At 74.7% G+C, this 15,674-nt stretch carries 14 protein-coding genes; 2 read left to right on the top strand and 12 right to left on the bottom strand.

What is annotated here, in order from left to right; translation table 11 throughout:
• Positions 1 to 56: 56 nt before the first annotated feature.
• Entirely contained in the window at positions 57 to 785 is a 729-nt protein-coding gene (locus tag AC5L34_RS23245) for an alpha/beta fold hydrolase (protein WP_494826938.1), read from the top strand.
• A 9-nt stretch (positions 786 to 794) separates the two neighbouring features.
• On the opposite strand, the gene AC5L34_RS23240 is transcribed toward AC5L34_RS23245, so the two are convergent.
• Complete coding sequence (locus tag AC5L34_RS23240; RefSeq protein ID WP_441177273.1) at positions 795 to 1,298, bottom strand: shikimate kinase; 504 nt, start codon at positions 1,296 to 1,298, stop codon at positions 795 to 797.
• A 46-nt stretch (positions 1,299 to 1,344) separates the two neighbouring features.
• Positions 1,345 to 2,523, bottom strand: coding sequence for a chorismate synthase (gene aroC, locus AC5L34_RS23235; RefSeq protein WP_089000974.1), 1,179 nt, complete (start codon positions 2,521 to 2,523; stop codon positions 1,345 to 1,347).
• A 146-nt stretch (positions 2,524 to 2,669) separates the two neighbouring features.
• Here aroC and AC5L34_RS23230 point away from each other — a divergent pair, with 146 nt between their 5' ends.
• Positions 2,670 to 3,935, top strand: a complete 1,266-nt coding sequence (locus AC5L34_RS23230; RefSeq protein WP_494827006.1) for a cation:proton antiporter — start codon at positions 2,670 to 2,672, stop codon at positions 3,933 to 3,935.
• Between the two features lie 62 nt (positions 3,936 to 3,997).
• Here AC5L34_RS23230 and AC5L34_RS23225 read toward each other — a convergent pair whose 3' ends face one another.
• The 10 genes from AC5L34_RS23225 to AC5L34_RS23180 all read right to left on the bottom strand — a co-directional run bounded on the left by AC5L34_RS23225 (position 3,998) and on the right by AC5L34_RS23180 (position 15,646).
• Positions 3,998 to 4,918: a glycosyltransferase family 2 protein gene (locus AC5L34_RS23225; RefSeq protein ID WP_441177271.1), complete on the bottom strand. Its 921-nt coding sequence runs from the start codon at positions 4,916 to 4,918 to the stop codon at positions 3,998 to 4,000.
• Positions 4,915 to 5,529 carry a glycosyltransferase gene (locus tag AC5L34_RS23220; protein ID WP_494827004.1) on the bottom strand — a complete coding sequence of 205 codons (615 nt, stop codon included), beginning with the start codon at positions 5,527 to 5,529 and terminating at the stop codon, positions 4,915 to 4,917. The genes AC5L34_RS23225 and AC5L34_RS23220 overlap by 4 nt, the downstream gene beginning before the upstream one ends.
• Before the next feature lie 74 nt (positions 5,530 to 5,603).
• Positions 5,604 to 6,086, bottom strand: coding sequence for a glycosyltransferase family 28 protein (locus AC5L34_RS23215; RefSeq protein ID WP_089000977.1), 483 nt, complete (start codon positions 6,084 to 6,086; stop codon positions 5,604 to 5,606).
• 226 nt (positions 6,087 to 6,312) lie between these two features.
• Positions 6,313 to 7,575, bottom strand: a complete 1,263-nt coding sequence (locus tag AC5L34_RS23210) for a hypothetical protein (protein WP_494826935.1) — start codon at positions 7,573 to 7,575, stop codon at positions 6,313 to 6,315.
• Positions 7,572 to 8,474, bottom strand: coding sequence for a sulfotransferase domain-containing protein (locus tag AC5L34_RS23205; protein ID WP_089000979.1), 903 nt, complete (start codon positions 8,472 to 8,474; stop codon positions 7,572 to 7,574). The genes AC5L34_RS23210 and AC5L34_RS23205 overlap by 4 nt, the downstream gene beginning before the upstream one ends.
• Positions 8,475 to 8,481: 7 nt before the next feature.
• Positions 8,482 to 10,107, bottom strand: a complete 1,626-nt coding sequence (locus tag AC5L34_RS23200; protein WP_494826933.1) for a lipopolysaccharide biosynthesis protein — start codon at positions 10,105 to 10,107, stop codon at positions 8,482 to 8,484.
• Positions 10,104 to 11,342 (bottom strand): O-antigen ligase family protein, encoded by a 1,239-nt coding sequence (locus AC5L34_RS23195; RefSeq protein WP_494827002.1) that lies wholly within the window; start codon positions 11,340 to 11,342, stop codon positions 10,104 to 10,106. Before AC5L34_RS23195 ends, AC5L34_RS23200 begins: the two co-directional genes overlap by 4 nt.
• A gap of 117 nt (positions 11,343 to 11,459) precedes the next feature.
• Positions 11,460 to 13,079, bottom strand: coding sequence for a lipopolysaccharide biosynthesis protein (locus AC5L34_RS23190; protein WP_441177266.1), 1,620 nt, complete (start codon positions 13,077 to 13,079; stop codon positions 11,460 to 11,462).
• Entirely contained in the window at positions 13,072 to 13,623 is a 552-nt protein-coding gene (locus AC5L34_RS23185) for an acyltransferase (RefSeq protein WP_089000983.1), read from the bottom strand. Before AC5L34_RS23185 ends, AC5L34_RS23190 begins: the two co-directional genes overlap by 8 nt.
• A gap of 94 nt (positions 13,624 to 13,717) precedes the next feature.
• The gene (locus AC5L34_RS23180; protein WP_494827000.1) at positions 13,718 to 15,646 is read right to left on the bottom strand and encodes a hypothetical protein; all 1,929 of its coding nucleotides are present in this window, start codon (positions 15,644 to 15,646) and stop codon (positions 13,718 to 13,720) included.
• Between the last annotated feature and the right edge of the window lie 28 nt (positions 15,647 to 15,674).

Genomic DNA, 15,674 nt, shown 5'->3' with positions numbered 1-15,674 from the left:
AAAGCGTCCGGATTCGATCGTACGGTGGTCGCGGACGACGAGAGAGGGAGGTCGCGATGGCGACGTTCGTACTGGTGCCGGGGTTCTGGCTGGGCGGTTGGGCGTGGCGCGACGTGACCACGGCGCTGCGCGGGCAGGGACACGAGGTCCACCCGGTGACGCTGACCGGGGTGGCCGAGCGCGCCCACCTCGCCGGCCCGGAGGTCGGCCTGGAGACACACACGACCGACATCGTCCGGCTGATCGAGGTGGAGGAGCTGCACGACGTCGTGCTGGTGGGCCACTCCGGCGGCGGGCTACCGGTGACCCAGGCGGCGGACCGCGTCGGAGAGCGGATCGCCCGGGTGGTGTACGTGGAGAGCGGGCCGATGCCCGACGGCATGTCGCAGTTCGACAGCAACCCGCCCGAGGAGCAGGAGCGGCTGCGCGCCCAGATCGGCGACGGGCACCTGCTGCCGCCGCCCGCGTTCGACCCGGCGGAGGATCCGCAGAACCTGACCGGGTTGGATCCCGCCGCGCTCGCGCTGCTGCGGCGGCGGGCCACCGCCCACCCGCTGCGCGCCGCCACCGACCCGGTCCGCCGCACGGGTGGGCGCGCGGTGCCGACGGCCCTGGTGGCGAGCACCTTCCCGCTCGCGGTGGTCGAGGACATGATCGCGCGGGGCCACCCCTTCTTCGCCGGGCTGGCCGGCGGCCGGCTGTACGCGCTGCCCACCGGCCACTGGCCGATGCTCAGCGAGCCGAAGGGCCTGGCCGACGTGCTCGACCGGATCGCCCGCGACTGACGGCCGCTCTCAGCGCTTGAGCAGCGCGGTGATCTCGGCGGCGATCTCCGCCGGTTCCCGCCCGTCGGTGACGACCGTGGCGGTGGCCACCTCGGCGTAGAGCGGGCGGCGCTGGTCCAACAGGTACTTCAGCGTCGCCCGCGGGTTGATCGCCAGCAGTGGGCGGCCCGCGCCGAGCCCGACCCGCTTCACCGCGTCGGACAGCTCGACGGAGAGGTACACCACGGGGTGCCCGACCAGGGCGGCGCGGTTCTCCTCGGCGAGGACCGCGCCGCCGCCGAGGGCGAGCACGCCCTCGCACGAGGCCAGGCCCGCCGCCACCGCCGCCCGTTCGAGGGTACGGAAGTGCTCCTCGCCCTCGTCGATGAAGATCTCGGGGATCGGCTTGCCGGCCAGCCGCACGATGTCCAGGTCGGTGTCGCGGAACTCCACGCCGAGCAGCTCCGCCACCAGCAGCCCGACGGTGGTCTTGCCGGAGCCGGGCGCCCCGACCAGTACGCAGACCGGCGCCATCAGCGGCACCGCCGGCCGGCCGCGCGCCCCGCCCGCCGTCGCGCGCTCACCGGATCACCAGCGCGTCGAGGTAGCCGGCCAGGTTGCGGCGGATCTCGGCGACCGAGTCGCCGCCGAACTTCTCGGTGGCGGCCTCGGCCAGCACCAGCGCCACCATCGCCTCGGCGACGACGGCGGCGGCGGGCACGGCGCAGACGTCCGAGCGCTGGTTGATCGCCGTGGCCGGCTCGCCGGTGGTGACGTCCACCGTGGCCAGGGCCCGGTTGAGCGACGAGATCGGCTTCATGGCGGCCTTCACCCGCAGCGGCTCGCCGGTGGTGATGCCACCCTCCAGCCCGCCGGCCCGGTCGGTGACCCGACGCACGCCGGTGGCGGTGGGGATGATCTCGTCGTGCGCCTCGGAGCCCCGGGAGCGCGCCTGCTGCCAGCCGTCGCCGATCTCCACGCCCTTGATGGCCTGGATGGACATCAGCGCGGTGGCGAGCCGGGCGTCGAGCTTGCGGTCCCACTGCACGTGGCTGCCCAGGCCCGGCGGCACCCCGTACGCCAGCACCTCGACCACGCCGCCCAGGGTGTCGGCGGCCTTCTTCGCGGCGTCGACCTCGGCGACCATCCGGGCGCTGGCCTCCGGGTCGAGGCAGCGCAGCGGGTCGGCGTCGATGCGCTCGGCGTCGGCGGGCGCCGGGCGGAGGCCGGGCTTCGCGGCGACCGGACCCAGCTCCACCACGTGCGAGACGATCTCGACGCCGAGGGCCTGCCGGAGCAGCGCCTTGGCGACCGTGCCGACGGCGACGCGGGCGGCGGTCTCCCGCGCGCTGGCCCGTTCCAGGATCGGCCGGGCGTCGGTGTGGCCGTACTTCTGCATGCCGGCCAGGTCGGCGTGGCCCGGACGGGGGCGGGTCAGTGGCGCGTTGCGGGCCTGGCTGGCGAGCTCCTCCGCGTCGACGGGGTCGGCCGCCATGACCGTGCGCCACTTGGGCCACTCGGAGTTGCCGACGCGGATCGCGACGGGGCTGCCGAGGGTCACCCCGTGTCGGAGCCCGCCGATGACCTCGACCTCGTCCTGCTCGAACGACATCCGCGCACCCCGGCCGTAGCCGAGCCGGCGCCGGGCCAGCTCACCGGCGATCTCCCCGGTGGTCACCTCGACGCCGGCGGGTACGCCCTCCAGCATCGCGACGAGGGCGGGACCGTGCGATTCCCCTGCAGTCAACCAGCGCAACACAGCGGTCAGTCTGTCACGCCCGGTGGCCGCCGCCGTGCGGTGCCCGCCGTGTCCCGCCCTGCGGACGCCACGGTCGGCGGGAAACCGTACGATCAGCGCGGTGCGCCGGGAAGTCTGGTCGGCAGTGACTTCGTCGACCCCGATTCCTGGGAGCCCCGGTGCTGCTCTTCGCGTTCGCCGCCGCCCTGCTGCTGGCGGTCCTGCTCTCGAGCCTGGCCCACCGCACGATCCTGTCCACCGCCGTGCTCTTCCTGGTCGCCGGTTTCGTGCTGGGCCCGGAGACCACCGGCGTGCTGGACATCACCGCCGACTCGCCGATCGTGGCGACGCTGGCCGAACTGGCCCTGTTCACCGTGCTCTTCACCGACGGCATGCGGGTGGGCTGGGCGGACCTGCGCTCGGCGTGGCGGCTGCCCGGTCGGGCGCTGGGCTGGGGCCTGCCGCTGACGCTGCTGATCACCGCGCTGCTGGCGCACTACGTGGTCGGGTTGGGCTGGCCGGAGTCGCTGCTGCTCGGCGCGGTCCTCGCGCCCACGGACCCGGTGTTCGCCTCGGCGCTGGTCGGCAACGACCGGGTGCCCGGCCGGCTGCGGCACCTGCTCAACGTCGAGTCCGGGATCAACGACGGCCTGGCGCTGCCCTTCGTCATCCTGTTCCTGGCCGTCGCGGCCGGCTCGGACGACCTGCACCTGGACGAGCTGGGCCTGGAACTGCTGCTGGGGGTGGTCATCGGGGTCGGGGTGCCGTGGTTGGCGCTGCGTCTGGAGAGGACCCGCTTCTTCTCGGCCTCCACCCAGTACGAGCCGCTGAACGGCGTGGCGATCGGCCTGCTGGTGCTGGCCCTGGGCCAGGTCACCCACGCCAACCTCTTCCTCGCGGCGTTCGCCGCCGGCATCACCGTGGCCACCTTCGGCGAGCGGCAGCGGGAGAGCTTCGAGCACTTCGGCGAGCTGATCGCCGAGGTGTTCAAGTTGGCCGCGCTGCTGGTCTTCGGCGCGCTCATCTCGATCGAGTTCCTCGGCGAGATCTCCTGGCCCGGCTGGGTGTTCGCGGTGCTCGCCATCGTGGTGGCCCGTCCGGTGGCGCTGGCCGTCTCGTTCCTCGGCTCCCGGCTGAGCCGCACCGAGCAGTTCGCCGCGATGTGGTTCGGGCCGAAGGGCTTCGCCTCGGTGGTCTACGGCCTGCTGGTACTCCAGGCAGGCATCCCGGCCGGTGACGAGATCTTCCACCTGGTGGCGCTGACCATCGTGCTGTCGATCCTGGCGCACTCCTCCACCGACATCGTGATCGCCCGGATCTTCGATCCGGCCACGACTCCGGCCTGGTACGAAAAGCTGCGACAGGCTTCGGCCGATCGCCGGGGGCGGCGCGAACGCCGGGTGACCGACCGCCCCGACACGACCCGCCGTTAGGGCTCCCGCGCCCGAGGGCCTGGCCGGTCCGCGCCGGCCAGTGCCCTCGGGCGACGGCGGGCTCAGATTCCCCGGCCGCGCTTGTGCAGGGTGCGCAGCACCGCGTCGGCGCGGACCATCCGCCCGGCCACGGCGAGGGCCAGGTACGCCCTCGGCTCGCGCGGGTTGCGCCGGATGGTGTGCCGGGCCCAGCGCATCGCGCCCCGCCGGTCGCCGGACGCGGCGCGGGCGAAGGCGATCTGCCCGGTGACCCGCGCCTCGCCGGCCGGCTGTGTGCCGAACTCGGGGTAGCGCTCCAGCAGCCACTGCAACGCCTCGGAGATGGTGTCCCAGCGCTGCGCGAAGTAGGACCGCTTGTGCCAGCGCACCAGCACGTACGGCGTGCGCAGGTTGACCAGCGGCGCGCTGCGGGCGGCCCGCAGCAGGAACTCGTAGTCCTCCGCGTAGCTGCCCGGGATCTCCTCGTCGACCAGCCCGAACCCGTCGCGCAGCGCGGCGGCGCGGATCAGGAAGGTCGACGGGTGCAGCTCCGTCATCCGGTCGCGCAGCAGGTCGGCCAGGGTGACCGAGTCCTTCGGCAGCGCCCGGTCGACGGTGTGCCCGTCGTAGCTGACCCGGATGCCGCAGCTGACGAACTCCGCGTCGGGGTGGGCGGCGAGCGCCTCGACCTGGGCGCTCAGCTTGCCGGGCAGCCACTCGTCGTCGTCGTCGCAGAACGCGACGAGCTCGCCGGTGGCGGCCAGGACGCCGCTGTTGCGGGCGCCGGCCAGGCCCGGGGCGCGCTCGTTGCGGATCACCCGGACCAGCCGTCCCGGGCGGGACAGCTCGGCCAGTGCGGCGTCCGGCTCGGACTGGTCGTAGACCACCACCACCTCGATCGTGCCGGGGTGGTCCTGGTCGAGGATGGCGCGCACGGCGGCCCGGAGCAGCTCCGGACGGTCCCGGGTGGGGACCACCGCGCTCACGCTCGGATGTTCGGTCATCGCCGCTCTCCGTTCCGGCCCGACCGCGCCCACGGCCGCCACCTCGTCCCCCGCCGTCGTCCGGTCGACGCGGCCACCAGGTCCTCCACGATCCGCCCCACCTGCTCGACCGCCGCGCGGCGCGCCTCGGACGCGTCCGGGTCGGCCGCGACGGCGTACCGGGACGGGTCGGCGAGGCCGGCGGTGAGCGCCTCGAACAGCGCCTCCCGGGTCTCGGCGAGCGCCACCATGCCGGCCGCGCCCAGGCGGCGGGCGAACAGTTGCTGGTGGTCGTCGACGTGCTCGCCCCGGGTCGGGTCCCGGGGCACGACGATCGGCAGGTGGCCGTGGCGGCGGGCCTCCAGGATGGTGGCCGGGCCGCCGTGGCAGACCACGAGGTGGGCCTCGGCCATCGCGGTCTGGAGTTCGTCGTGGCCGAGGAAGGGCACCGCCCCGGGCACCCCGGGGGCCCGGGTGTGTCCGTGCTGGACGGTCAGCCCGACGTTCTCGCCGACCGTGGGGTGCCACTCCGCGAGCCAGCCGACCAGCCGGTCGAACGGGTGCTTGTCGGTGCCGACGGCGACCAGCAGTCGGGCCCGGGCGAGTTCGCCGGGGTCGCGCGGGCGGGGCACGCGGCCGGCGGGCGCCGGGCGGGGCCGGCCCGGGGCGACCCGGTGCGCGGGGGCGGTTCCGGTGCTCTCGGCGTTCACAGCAGGGTCCCCACGACGGTGGCCTCCGGGTACTGCCGGCGCTGCTCGTCCCACTGCACGAGCATCGCGGAGAGGAACGGCCGGCAGAGCCGGGCGGTCAGGGTCGGGGTGTCGATGCGGTCGTACACCTCGATGTAGACGGTCGGCACCCGCCGGAGCCGGGCGAGCACCACGAACGGGACGGCCACCCCGGCGCCGGTGGTCACCACGGCGGCGACCCGCCGCGAGCGCAGCACCCGCCAGGCCAGGACGGCGTTGCGCAGCAGGTTCGGCACGTTGCGGGTGGTCGGGTGGTGTGCCGGGACCAGTTCCTCGCCGTCGAGCAGCGACAGCGCCTCGGGTGTGTCGAAGGTGACCCAGCACCGTCGCCAGCGTTCGTACCACGGGCGCAGGGCGAGCAGCTGGGCCAGGTGGCCGCCGCTGGAGCCCACCAGGAGCAGGACTCCGGGCTCGCCGGCGTCCTCGGTTGTCGTTTCCACGCGACTCCCCACACGTTCGCTTGGATGTTCGGTGGCCGCCACGCGACAGCAGATCACACGTCCCCCGGCTGGTGAAATAGGGTGACCGGGCGACAAGTCGATCTCCGCGGGTGGCGGATCTGGTGCGCCGTACCGATGGCCGACATCGACGATCGTGACGACCTGGAGTTTCTCCGTCACCGTCCGGAGCCGGCGGCGCGCCGCTGGCTCCGGCGATTTCGGCGGATCAGCCGCTATGTCGTTTCTCGATGACGTCCAGCAGGGCGGGATGCAGCGCCGCGTTCCAGCCGGCGCCGGCGTCGGCCAGCCGCCAGGTGCGCAACCACATCTCCAGCAGGTAGGCGTCGGCCACCAGCCGCCCGGCCGCCGGCCCGAGCCCCAGCCCGGCGCCGTGCCGGTCGAGGTGGGCGTCGACGGCCCGCGCCGCCACGGCGGCCGGCTCGCCCCGCAGCACCAGGGCCCGCTGGAACGCGTCGTGCGCCAGGTCGAAGCCGAGCGGCACGTCCGGCCCGCTGTGCTCCCAGTCCCAGGCGACGAGGCGGCCGGCGTGCACGCCGAGGTTCCAGGGCACCCAGTCGCCGTGCCAGTGCCCGAACTCGACGGCGGTGCCGCCGTGCCGGTCGGCCAGGGCGGCGACCGCGGCGACCGCCCGGGCCCCGTCCGGCGTGCCGGCGGCGGCGCGCCCGGCCTCGGCGGTGAGCCGGGCCAGGAACGCCGACGCCGCCAGCGGGCGCGGCGGCGCCGGCGGGTCACCCCGGCGGGCCACGGCCAGCAGGGCCGCGATCCGCGGCGGGTCGTCGACCGGCACCCCCCGTACGTCCGGCGGCAGCGGCTCGACCAGCGCGACGACCTGCCCGGCGGCCGTGGTCTCGGCCAGCAGGCGGGGCGCCGCCGGGTGGTCGGGCGCGCCGGTCACCGTCGGCAGCTCGCGCAGGGCCGCCGCCTCGGTGGTCACCAGCGCCCGGGTGGCGCCGTTCCAGCCGATCTTCGCGTAGCCGAGGGCCCGGCCGTCGGGGGCGAACAGTTGCAGGGTGGGCTTGTGGTTCGGGTCCGGCGGGCGGACCCCGCAGGCCGCGTACACCGCCGGTCTCCCGAGCGCGGCGCCCAGCCGCCCGGCCAGCAGCGCCTCGTCGGCGGTGACCGGATCGGGCAGCGACACCGTCAGCCGGGGGAACGGGGCCAGGTCGACCGCGCCGACCCGCGCCAGCACGCCGAGCGCGGCCCGCACCGCCCGCACCTTCGGCGGGCGCAGCGCGTTGTACGCCAGCAGCGAGGCCGCCGTGGCGCGGGGCGCGCCGAGCGGCAGCAGGAACCGGGCCCGGGCGAGCGACGGGACGACCGCGTACCGGGCGACCTCGCGGTGCCCGGGCGGCGGCGGGGCGCCCACGGTCAGGGCGATCCGCTCGTCGCCGAACACGGCCCGGGTGACCCAGCCCAGCCCGTCGGTACGGGAGCGGGGGTCGGCGGCGTCGGTCGTACGCGCCGTCACGCGGCCCGGTCCGGCCAGTCGAGTTCCAGCCCCAGCCGCTGCCGCAACGCGTCGTTGTACGGGCGGTAGTACTCGGTCAGCTCGGCGCGTACGGCCGGCTCCAGCGGCGCCGAGCGCCGGTCGTTGTAGACCTTGAAGTCGGGCAGGTCGTGCGGCGGCAGGCCGAGGAAGTCCAGCGTCCGGCGGTAGGTGGACCGGGCGTCGCGGTAGAGGTCCTCGCTGGGCAGGAAGAGGATCTGCTCCCGGTCGAAGCGCTCCAGCCAGGGTTCCAGGTGCTCCAGGTAGCGGCCCCGGGCCCGGTAGGTGTACCAGTCGTACGGCTCGCTGAAGTACTCCGGCTCGGCGATCAGCCGTTCCCGCTCCCCCGCCGTACGCTCGCCCTCGGCGGCCAGCGCGGCGGCGAAGTCGAGCGGCTCGATGCCGTGCGTACGCCGCTCCTTCCAGTGCGAGTACGCCCGCTCCACCGGGTCGCGCAGCAGCACGATGAGCCGCACCGACGGCATCAGCGCGGCGACCCGCTGCGCCGCGAGGGGGTGGAACATGTAGAGCGGCGCCGCCTCGCCGACCCGTACCGGCCCGCCGTGCCGCTTCTCCAGCGCCTCCCGGTGACGCTGGGTGGGAAAGTGCGAGCGGTACCAGGCCTCGCCGCGACGCCAGTGCTCCTCGAAGTAGTGGGAGGACTTGGTGTTCCAGGCCGGGAAGAGCCGGGGCACCAGTGGGTGCTGGATGAGGTAGTTCCACAGCGAGGTGGTGCCGCCCCGTTTGGTGCCGATGATGAGGAAGTCCGGCAGCGGTCGCCGGTCGCTGGTCCGTACCCCGTAGTCGACGAGTGACTCCCGCACCCGCTCCGTCACCTGGGTCGGTACGAGCTGCTTCACCCGGTCTCGGATGGACGGCACGACGACCTCACCTGCCCTTCGTCTCCTCCGGGGCGGGCCCGGTGGCGGCCGGGGCCGCCTCCTGCCGCCCACGGACCTGCACCATGGTCACCCGGATGCGGCGCCGCACCCGGGGCAACGTCAACAAGCCGACGCAGCCGGCGGCCAGCACGCCCAGGGCCACGGCCAGGCCGCCGATCCCCCGGCCGCCGGCCAGCACCCCGATCCCCGCCGCGGCCCCGACCCCGGCGACGGTGGCCGCCCCGGCGCGCAGCATCGCCGCGTCGACCAGGGGCTGGCCGACGACGGCCCGGGCGCAGGCCACGGCGGTGAGGTTCTCGGTGGCGATGCCGAGCGCCCAGGCCAGCGCCGCCCCCGTCGCGCCGTGTGCCGGGATCAGCCACAGGCCGAGCGAGACGGTGACCAGCAGCCCGGCCAGCGTGGCGGCCAGGTGCAGTCCGCTGCGCCCGCCCATCAGCAGCAGGCTCTGTACGTTGCCGACCCCGGTGTTGACCAGCATGGCCAGCGCGAGCACGGTCATCGCGGGGGCGCCGGCGGTGAACTCGGACCCGAAGAGCTGCAGGAAGGCCAACCCGAAGACGGCCAGCAGCAGGTAGACCGGCCAGGACAGCACCAGCCCCCAGGTGGTCAGCTGCCGGTGCACGGCCGCCGCCGCGGCCCGGTCCCCGCGCCCGAGCAGCCGGGACAGCTGCGGCGACACCGCCACCCGCAGCCCCTGCATGGCCAGCTGGCCGGCGAGGATGTAGCGCCCGACCGCGCCGAAGACGCCGGCGTCGGCCGGCCCGGCGAGCACCGACGTGAGCAGCACGCCCACCCACATGTTGCCGGCGTCGATGGCTGCCGACGCGGCCCGGGGCAGCGCGAAGCGCCAGAACGCCGACCAGTCGCCGGGCGCGGGTCGCAGCGCCGCGCCCCGGCCGACGCCGAGCGGGCCGGCCACCAGCGTCAGGCACGCCAGCAGGGCGAGCGCCGCCGGCACCAGCCAGCCGGTCATGCCGGCCAGCAGACCCCCGCCGGCCAGGGCCGCCGCGCCGACCAGCACCGGCCGGGCCACCGGCAGCAGGAAGAACTGCACCCCGACGTACGCCCGGATCGGGCGTACGCAGCGCAGCGCGGCGAGCAGCAGCGTCATGGCCACCACCACCGGCACCGCGGCGAAGCTGACCGTCAGCAGGGCCGTACCGTCGACGCCGGAGCCGCCGAGCAGGCGCGGGGCGAGCGCGTCGGCGGCGAGCACCCCGCCCACGGCGACGGCTACCGCCACCAGCAGCGGCGGGACCAGCGCCACCGGGAGCACCCGGGCGGCGTCGCCCCGGGCGCCGAGGCGCCGGCGCGGCAGCGCCCACATCAGCCCGGTCTCCGCGCCGAGGGTGCACACGGCGGTGGCGACGGTGACCACCCCGATCGCGGCGAAGAACGCCCCGGAGCCGACCGTGCCGTAGCCGCGCGTGATGACGACCGCGAGCAGGAAGCCGAAGAGCCCGCTGGTGGCCGCGCCGACCAGCCCGGCGACGCCGCTGCGGACGCTGCGCCGGGTCTCCGTGTCGTCGGCGGGCGGCGCTCCGCCCGGACCCGACGCGGCGGGCGCGGCGGCCGGGTGGGGGCCGGACGGCCCTCGGGTGGTGGCGGTCATGCGGGTACCGCTTCCGGGCGCAGGGGTCGGGGGCGGTGGAGCCGGGCCGAGGTCTCCCGTTCGGTGAGCGCCATCGCGAAGGCGACCGCGAAGAAGGCGACCGCGAGGTTCTGGTTGGCCATGCCGTAGAAGGGGATCTGCACCAGGCAGACGACCGGCACCACGGCCAGCCACTGCCCGGCGGCGGACGTGGCGCGGGCGCAGATCAGCGCGGCGACCACGAACCAGGCGAGGAAGCACAGCAGCGCGGGGACGCCGTGGCTGAACAGCACCATCCACAGCTGCCCCTGGGTGCCGATCGGCGCCTGGGCGCTGACGGTGTCGACGTTCACCGGCGCGCCGTAGCCGAGCCAGGGCGACTCCCGTACCCGCCGGATCACCTCGACGTAGAGGGAGAGGCGGTCGGTGTTGGTGTCGCTGGACTCCACCCGGTTGCCGATCAGCTCGGTGACCGGGATGAACAGGGTGGTGAGGCTCCCGATGACCACCACCCCGACGATCGACGCGGCCACCCGGACGTTGCCGCGCAGGGCGGCCCGGATGCCGAGCACCGCCAGCCCGGTGCCGAGGCTGAGGAACATCGCCCGGTTGAGCGTGAGGAAGGCCGGCGCCAGCGACAGCGGCAGCGACGCCAGCAGCGCCCAGCGCAGCACGCCACGCCGCCGCAGCATGGTGAAGGCCACCACGCAGGGCAGGGTCATCGCGTACGCGCTGCCGTAGTTGTTGGTGTACGCGAATGGCGCGGCCGGCCGGTAGATCGGGTTCAGCGACCGGGCGCTGTATTCAGCGGTGGTCAGGTGGACCATGTCCTGGATGAACGGGGTGTTGGCCACCCCGCCGGGCAGCAGCACCTCCACCGGGGTGGTCAGCGCGAAGCGGGGCGCCAGCACGCCCAGCCAGCCCAGCGCGACCAGCGCGAACCAGAAGGCGCAGAGCGGTACGAGGACCGCGGCCTGGTCGGGGCGCTCGCGGGCGACCGCGTAGACGTAGACGCCGACCACGAGCGCGGTGAGGTAGAAGGCGAGCCGCAGCGCGAACGTCAGCACCGAGGCCGGCGTCTGCAGCTGGGTGGCGCTGACCACCACGACGGCCAGGAACAGCAGCCAGATCCCGGCGGCCGGGGGCAGCGGCACCCGGCCCCGGATGACCAGCAGCGCGAACAGCAGCGCCCCGAGCAGCGGCCACCCGAGGTAGAACGCGCCGGCCAGCCACCACACCGGCACCATGCCGAACATCAACGCCAGCGGCCAGATCGGCAGCCGCGGCGGGGGCGGCGGCAGGGGCAGCGACGCGGCGCCGCCCGGGCCGCCGGCGGGCTCGGTCGTCGCCGGGGCGCGGGTGACCGGCACGGTTCAGCCTCGGCCGCTACGGGTCAACACGAAGCCGAGCGGGGTGACGCCGGCGGCACGCAGCCGCTCCACGAGCCGGCGCAGGTCGCCCTGCCGGGTGCGGTCCTGCTCGACCACCACGACCGCCGTGCCCTGCCGGGCGACGGCGACGCCGCGCTCGTCGGACTCCGCGGGCGGCGCGTTGAACAGCACCAGGGTGTGGTCGGCGCCCTGCCGCCACGTGCCGAACCGGACGCTGCCCGCACCCACGGACACGGGGTCGGTGCTGGTCACCTTGCCGTTTCCGGCGCTCGCCGCCGAGGCGACCCGGGGCAGGGTCAGCGTGGCGTCCGGGTCGGTGGACGGGCGGGCGCCGATCGGGTGCGGCGACGGGCGACGGGCCGCTGCCGGCTCCGGCGTGCCACCGCTCTTGCCCTCCGTCGTCGAGCCGGCGGGCCGGGGCTTCGGGACGACCGGGCGGGACGGGTCGGCCGCGGCGGGCAGCCGCTCCCGGTCGCCGAGCACGGTGGTCCGCAGTCGCTCGGCGCGCCCGCTGTCGTCGGCGACGAAGACCTCCCGGCCGACGGCGGCCAGCGCCACCGCGAGGCCGGCGGTGATGGCCGTCGGGTCCTCCTCCCGGGCGGTCAGCAGCGACACCCGGGCGGGCTGGCGCACCCGCTCGGCGATGGCCATCGCCACGTACCGGATGTCGGCGTCGACCGCCTCCTTGCCGCCGCGCCACCGGCGGCTGCGGACCGTGCCGAGCAGGGGCAGCCCGGTGGCGTCGCGGCCGTCGTCGACCGACCGGATCCGCCGGTCCATCGACTCCCAGGCGTACGCGAGCACCACGCCGAGCAGCGTCCCGCCGAGCAGGCCGGCGAGCAGGTAGAGCGGGCCGTTGCCGGCGGTGGAGGCCAGGGCCCGCTCGGCGCTCTGGGTGACCCAGCCGGGGTTGACGTCGACGGCGGCGATCTCGGTGCGGGCGGCGTTGAGCTGGGTGAGCTGGTTGTTGATGCCGGTCAGCTCGGTCACCGCCGCGTCGACGCTGCCCTCGCGGGCGTTGTTGATCCGCTTCTGGAGGGCGGCCTGCTGGGCGGCGACCTTGGCGATGCTCTCGTCGTACGAGCGCAGCATCTCCTCGCGCTGCTTCTCGTACATCGTCCGGCGCACGTCCAGGTAGGCCTGGGCGGCGAGGTTGACGCCCTCGACGGCCTGCTCGGCGGTGGGCGCCTGGTAGACGAAGCGCAGGATCTGCCCGCCGGTGGGCACCTCGACCTCGAGGGCGTCGCGCACCTCGCGCGGGTCCATGTCGCCCGAGTCGGCCAGCCGCTGCACCACGTCGGTGCCCGTGGCGATGCCGCTCTCCACGTTCATGTTCACCGCCCGGTCGGCGGCGGCCCCGCTGGGCGTGAACGCGTCGGTGACCACGGGACGCACCGCCACGACCGCGCTGGCGGTGACGGCGGCGGGGACGAGCACCACGTAGCCGATCGCGGCGAGCAGGCCGACCGCGGCGACGGCGCCGACGAGTCGGATGCGGTGCAGCGGTACGCGCAGCAGGTCGGTCAGCGTGACGGTGCGGCCCGGTGTGCCGCCACCGGCGGGAACGTCCGAGGGCCAGGAACCGGGGGAAGCGTCAGTCATGGAACTTCTTCACCGTCTGTTGTGGATTTCCGGCGACCACGACCCGCGGCGGCACGTCCGTACGGACGACCGTGGCGGCGCCCACGACACTGTCCCGGCCGATCCGCACGCCCTTCATCACGAGGGCGTGCGCCCCGACCCACACGTTGTCCTCGATCGTGATCGGGGCGCGGGTGGCCGGGACGGGCGGGTCGTGCCGCTGCTCTGGTGGCAGGTTGTGGAAGTCGTTGTCCAGCAGCTCGCAGTCCGAGAGCAGGCACCGGTCGCCGATCGTGACCGACGTCCAGGTGCCGATCCAGGTGGCGTTCAACAGGCAGTCGGCGCCGACCCGCACCTCGCCGGGCCCGGCGAAGCGGACCAGCTTGTTGATCCGCGTGCGGTCGCCGATGCTCACCCGTACGCCCCGGCGCAACCGGATCCGGCCGCGGATCTCCACGCCCCGACCCAGCGTCAGCCGGGGATAGCGCAGCGTGTACCAGCCGCGCTTGACCGCGAAGACGGCCCGCACCGCGAGCCCTCTGCGGTTGCCACCCGCGCCGACCAACGACCCTCCCCACGTCGTGCGGGCCGGCGACGGCTGATCCGTCGCCGGCCCAACGTGAACAATCTACCGATGTTCCGTTACGAACAGTCGACCGTCACTGCACGGAGAAGAAGGTCGACGGCGTTGACCACGTCACGCCGGCGGCAGCCGGGACCACCGTCGCCGTCGTTCCGTCGACCGCCGGGGCGGCCGTCGGGTCGAACGGCACGCTGCGCAGTGTTCCGTCGGTGGCACCGTACACGATCCGTCCGGCGACCCAGGCCATGCCCCGCACGGTCGACCAGGTCACCCCGGTGGTGGGCAGCGTGAACTCGGTGGCACCGAGGTAGTTGCCGTCGATCTCGAAGTAGCGGTAGTAGAGGCCGCTGGCCCCCGAGCGGGTGTAGTAGAGGCGCCCGTCGAGGTAGAACGCGCCCGTCATCAGCGCCGGGTTGAACCAGTCGTTGTAGCCGGAGGCCTCCCACGGCGCCCCGATCGCGCCGCCGTTGAACAGCGAGATGTCGATCCGGCTGCCCGTGGGGGTGCCGGCGACGGTGTGCGACCAGTAGATCCGGTCGGCCACCCGCCAGGTCGCGCCGGCCGCCGTGTAGTTGGGCTGGCTGACCGTGGTCGGGGTGCCCAGGCTGGCCCCGTCGAACGGCACCTTGGCCAACTCGCCCGCGCCGGTGCCGACGTAGAGGTTGCCGGTGGTCGCGGTCGGCGCGTTCTTCGGGGTGATGGTGCGCCCGCCGGTCAGCGGGAACATCCCGAGGCGGCCGTGGTACTCGTTGCCCATCCCGTCGGAGTTGTGGCCGAAGTAGAGCCCGTCGCTGCCGCGCCAGAGCACCGGCACGGAGGAGCCCCAGTTGCTGGTGCCGGCCGGCATCGACGCGCTGCCGCTGCGGCGGGGGTTCCAGTTGACCGGCATGCCGGTGGCCGGGGTGACCGCGGCGATGCCGAGCCGGTCGATCGCGCCCTTGCCGGCGGTGTCGCTGGCGTTCGGGTTGTTCAGCCAGCGGAAGTGCCCGCCGAGGTAGATGACGTTGTCGGCGACCTCGACGGAGGTGATGGTGTCGTTGCCGGTGTAGTCGACCCAGGTGCCGAGCTGCCCGGTGCCCCGGGCGGCGGTCTCGAAGCGCACCAGCGCGTCGCAGTACGCGGCCGGCCAGCCCGAGCCGCCGTTGGTGCCGACGACGAACCAGCTCCCGTCGCCGCCGAACTTGACGTCCTGCACGTAGTGCACGAAGGTCGCCGGCGCCGCGCACGGCGGCACGAACTTCTCCGTGCTCCAGTCCAGCACCGCCGGGGTGCCGGTGAGGTCGACCAGCGCCATCTGGTTGCGCGGCAGGTCGTTGACGAGCGTGAAGTTGCCGCCGACGGCCAGGGTGCCGCCGTCCGGGGAGACGTCGATCGTCCACACGTACGAGGTGGTCCCGTGGCGCCCGACGGTCGCGTCGACGTTGAAGGTCGGGTCGATCGCCCCGGTCGTGGCGTTGAGCCGGCCGAGCCCCGCGTGCGCGGTGCCGTTGAGCCAGTTGAACGCCCCGGCCACGTAGAGCCAGTTGCCGTGCAGCGCCAGATCGCGGACGGTGCCGCCGTCGGAGCGGCCGACCCAGCTGTCGACGATCGCGCCCGTGGCGGGGTTGAGCGCCACCAGGTTCTTGCGGGAGACGCCGTTGACGGTCTTGAAGGTGCCGCCGACGATCAGCGTGCCGCCCGGCCCGGCGACCAGCGTGTTGACCGCGCCGTCCAGCACCGGCAGGAAGCTGGTCGAGATGGTGCCGGTGGCCCGGTCGTACGCGAAGAGGTAGCGCTGGGTGGTCCACGCCGCGCTGGCGGTCTGCCGGATCTGGGTGAAGCTGCCGCCGACGAACACGGTGGAACCGACCTGCGCGAAGGCGCGGGTCTCGCCGTCCCTGGCGTGCGGTGTGGCGTCGGCCGGATTGGCCGAGACCAGGGTCGCCGGTTCGGGCGCCGGCACCACGGCGGCGGACGTCCCGGTCGGGACGGCCAGCACGGCGGCGGCGGTCACGAGGGCGATCACCGCCGCCCGGGTGCGGAATCCGGCGGAT

This window comes from Micromonospora sp. ZG13 (assembly GCF_059359355.1).
This window is presented reverse-complemented; position numbering and strand designations above follow the sequence as displayed.

Bases quoted from the DNA above. Each gene is read 5' to 3' on its own strand.
- AC5L34_RS23245 (WP_494826938.1), top strand. From the start codon at position 57: ATGGCGACGTTCGTACTGGTGCCGGGGTTCTGGCTGGGCGGTTGGGCG.
- AC5L34_RS23240 (WP_441177273.1), bottom strand. From the start codon at position 1,298: ATGGCGCCGGTCTGCGTACTGGTCGGGGCGCCCGGCTCCGGCAAGACC.
- AC5L34_RS23225 (WP_441177271.1), bottom strand. From the start codon at position 4,918: ATGACCGAACATCCGAGCGTGAGCGCGGTGGTCCCCACCCGGGACCGT.
- AC5L34_RS23200 (WP_494826933.1), bottom strand. From the start codon at position 10,107: ATGACCGCCACCACCCGAGGGCCGTCCGGCCCCCACCCGGCCGCCGCG.
- AC5L34_RS23195 (WP_494827002.1), bottom strand. From the start codon at position 11,342: ATGTTCGGCATGGTGCCGGTGTGGTGGCTGGCCGGCGCGTTCTACCTC.
- AC5L34_RS23190 (WP_441177266.1), bottom strand. From the start codon at position 13,079: ATGACTGACGCTTCCCCCGGTTCCTGGCCCTCGGACGTTCCCGCCGGT.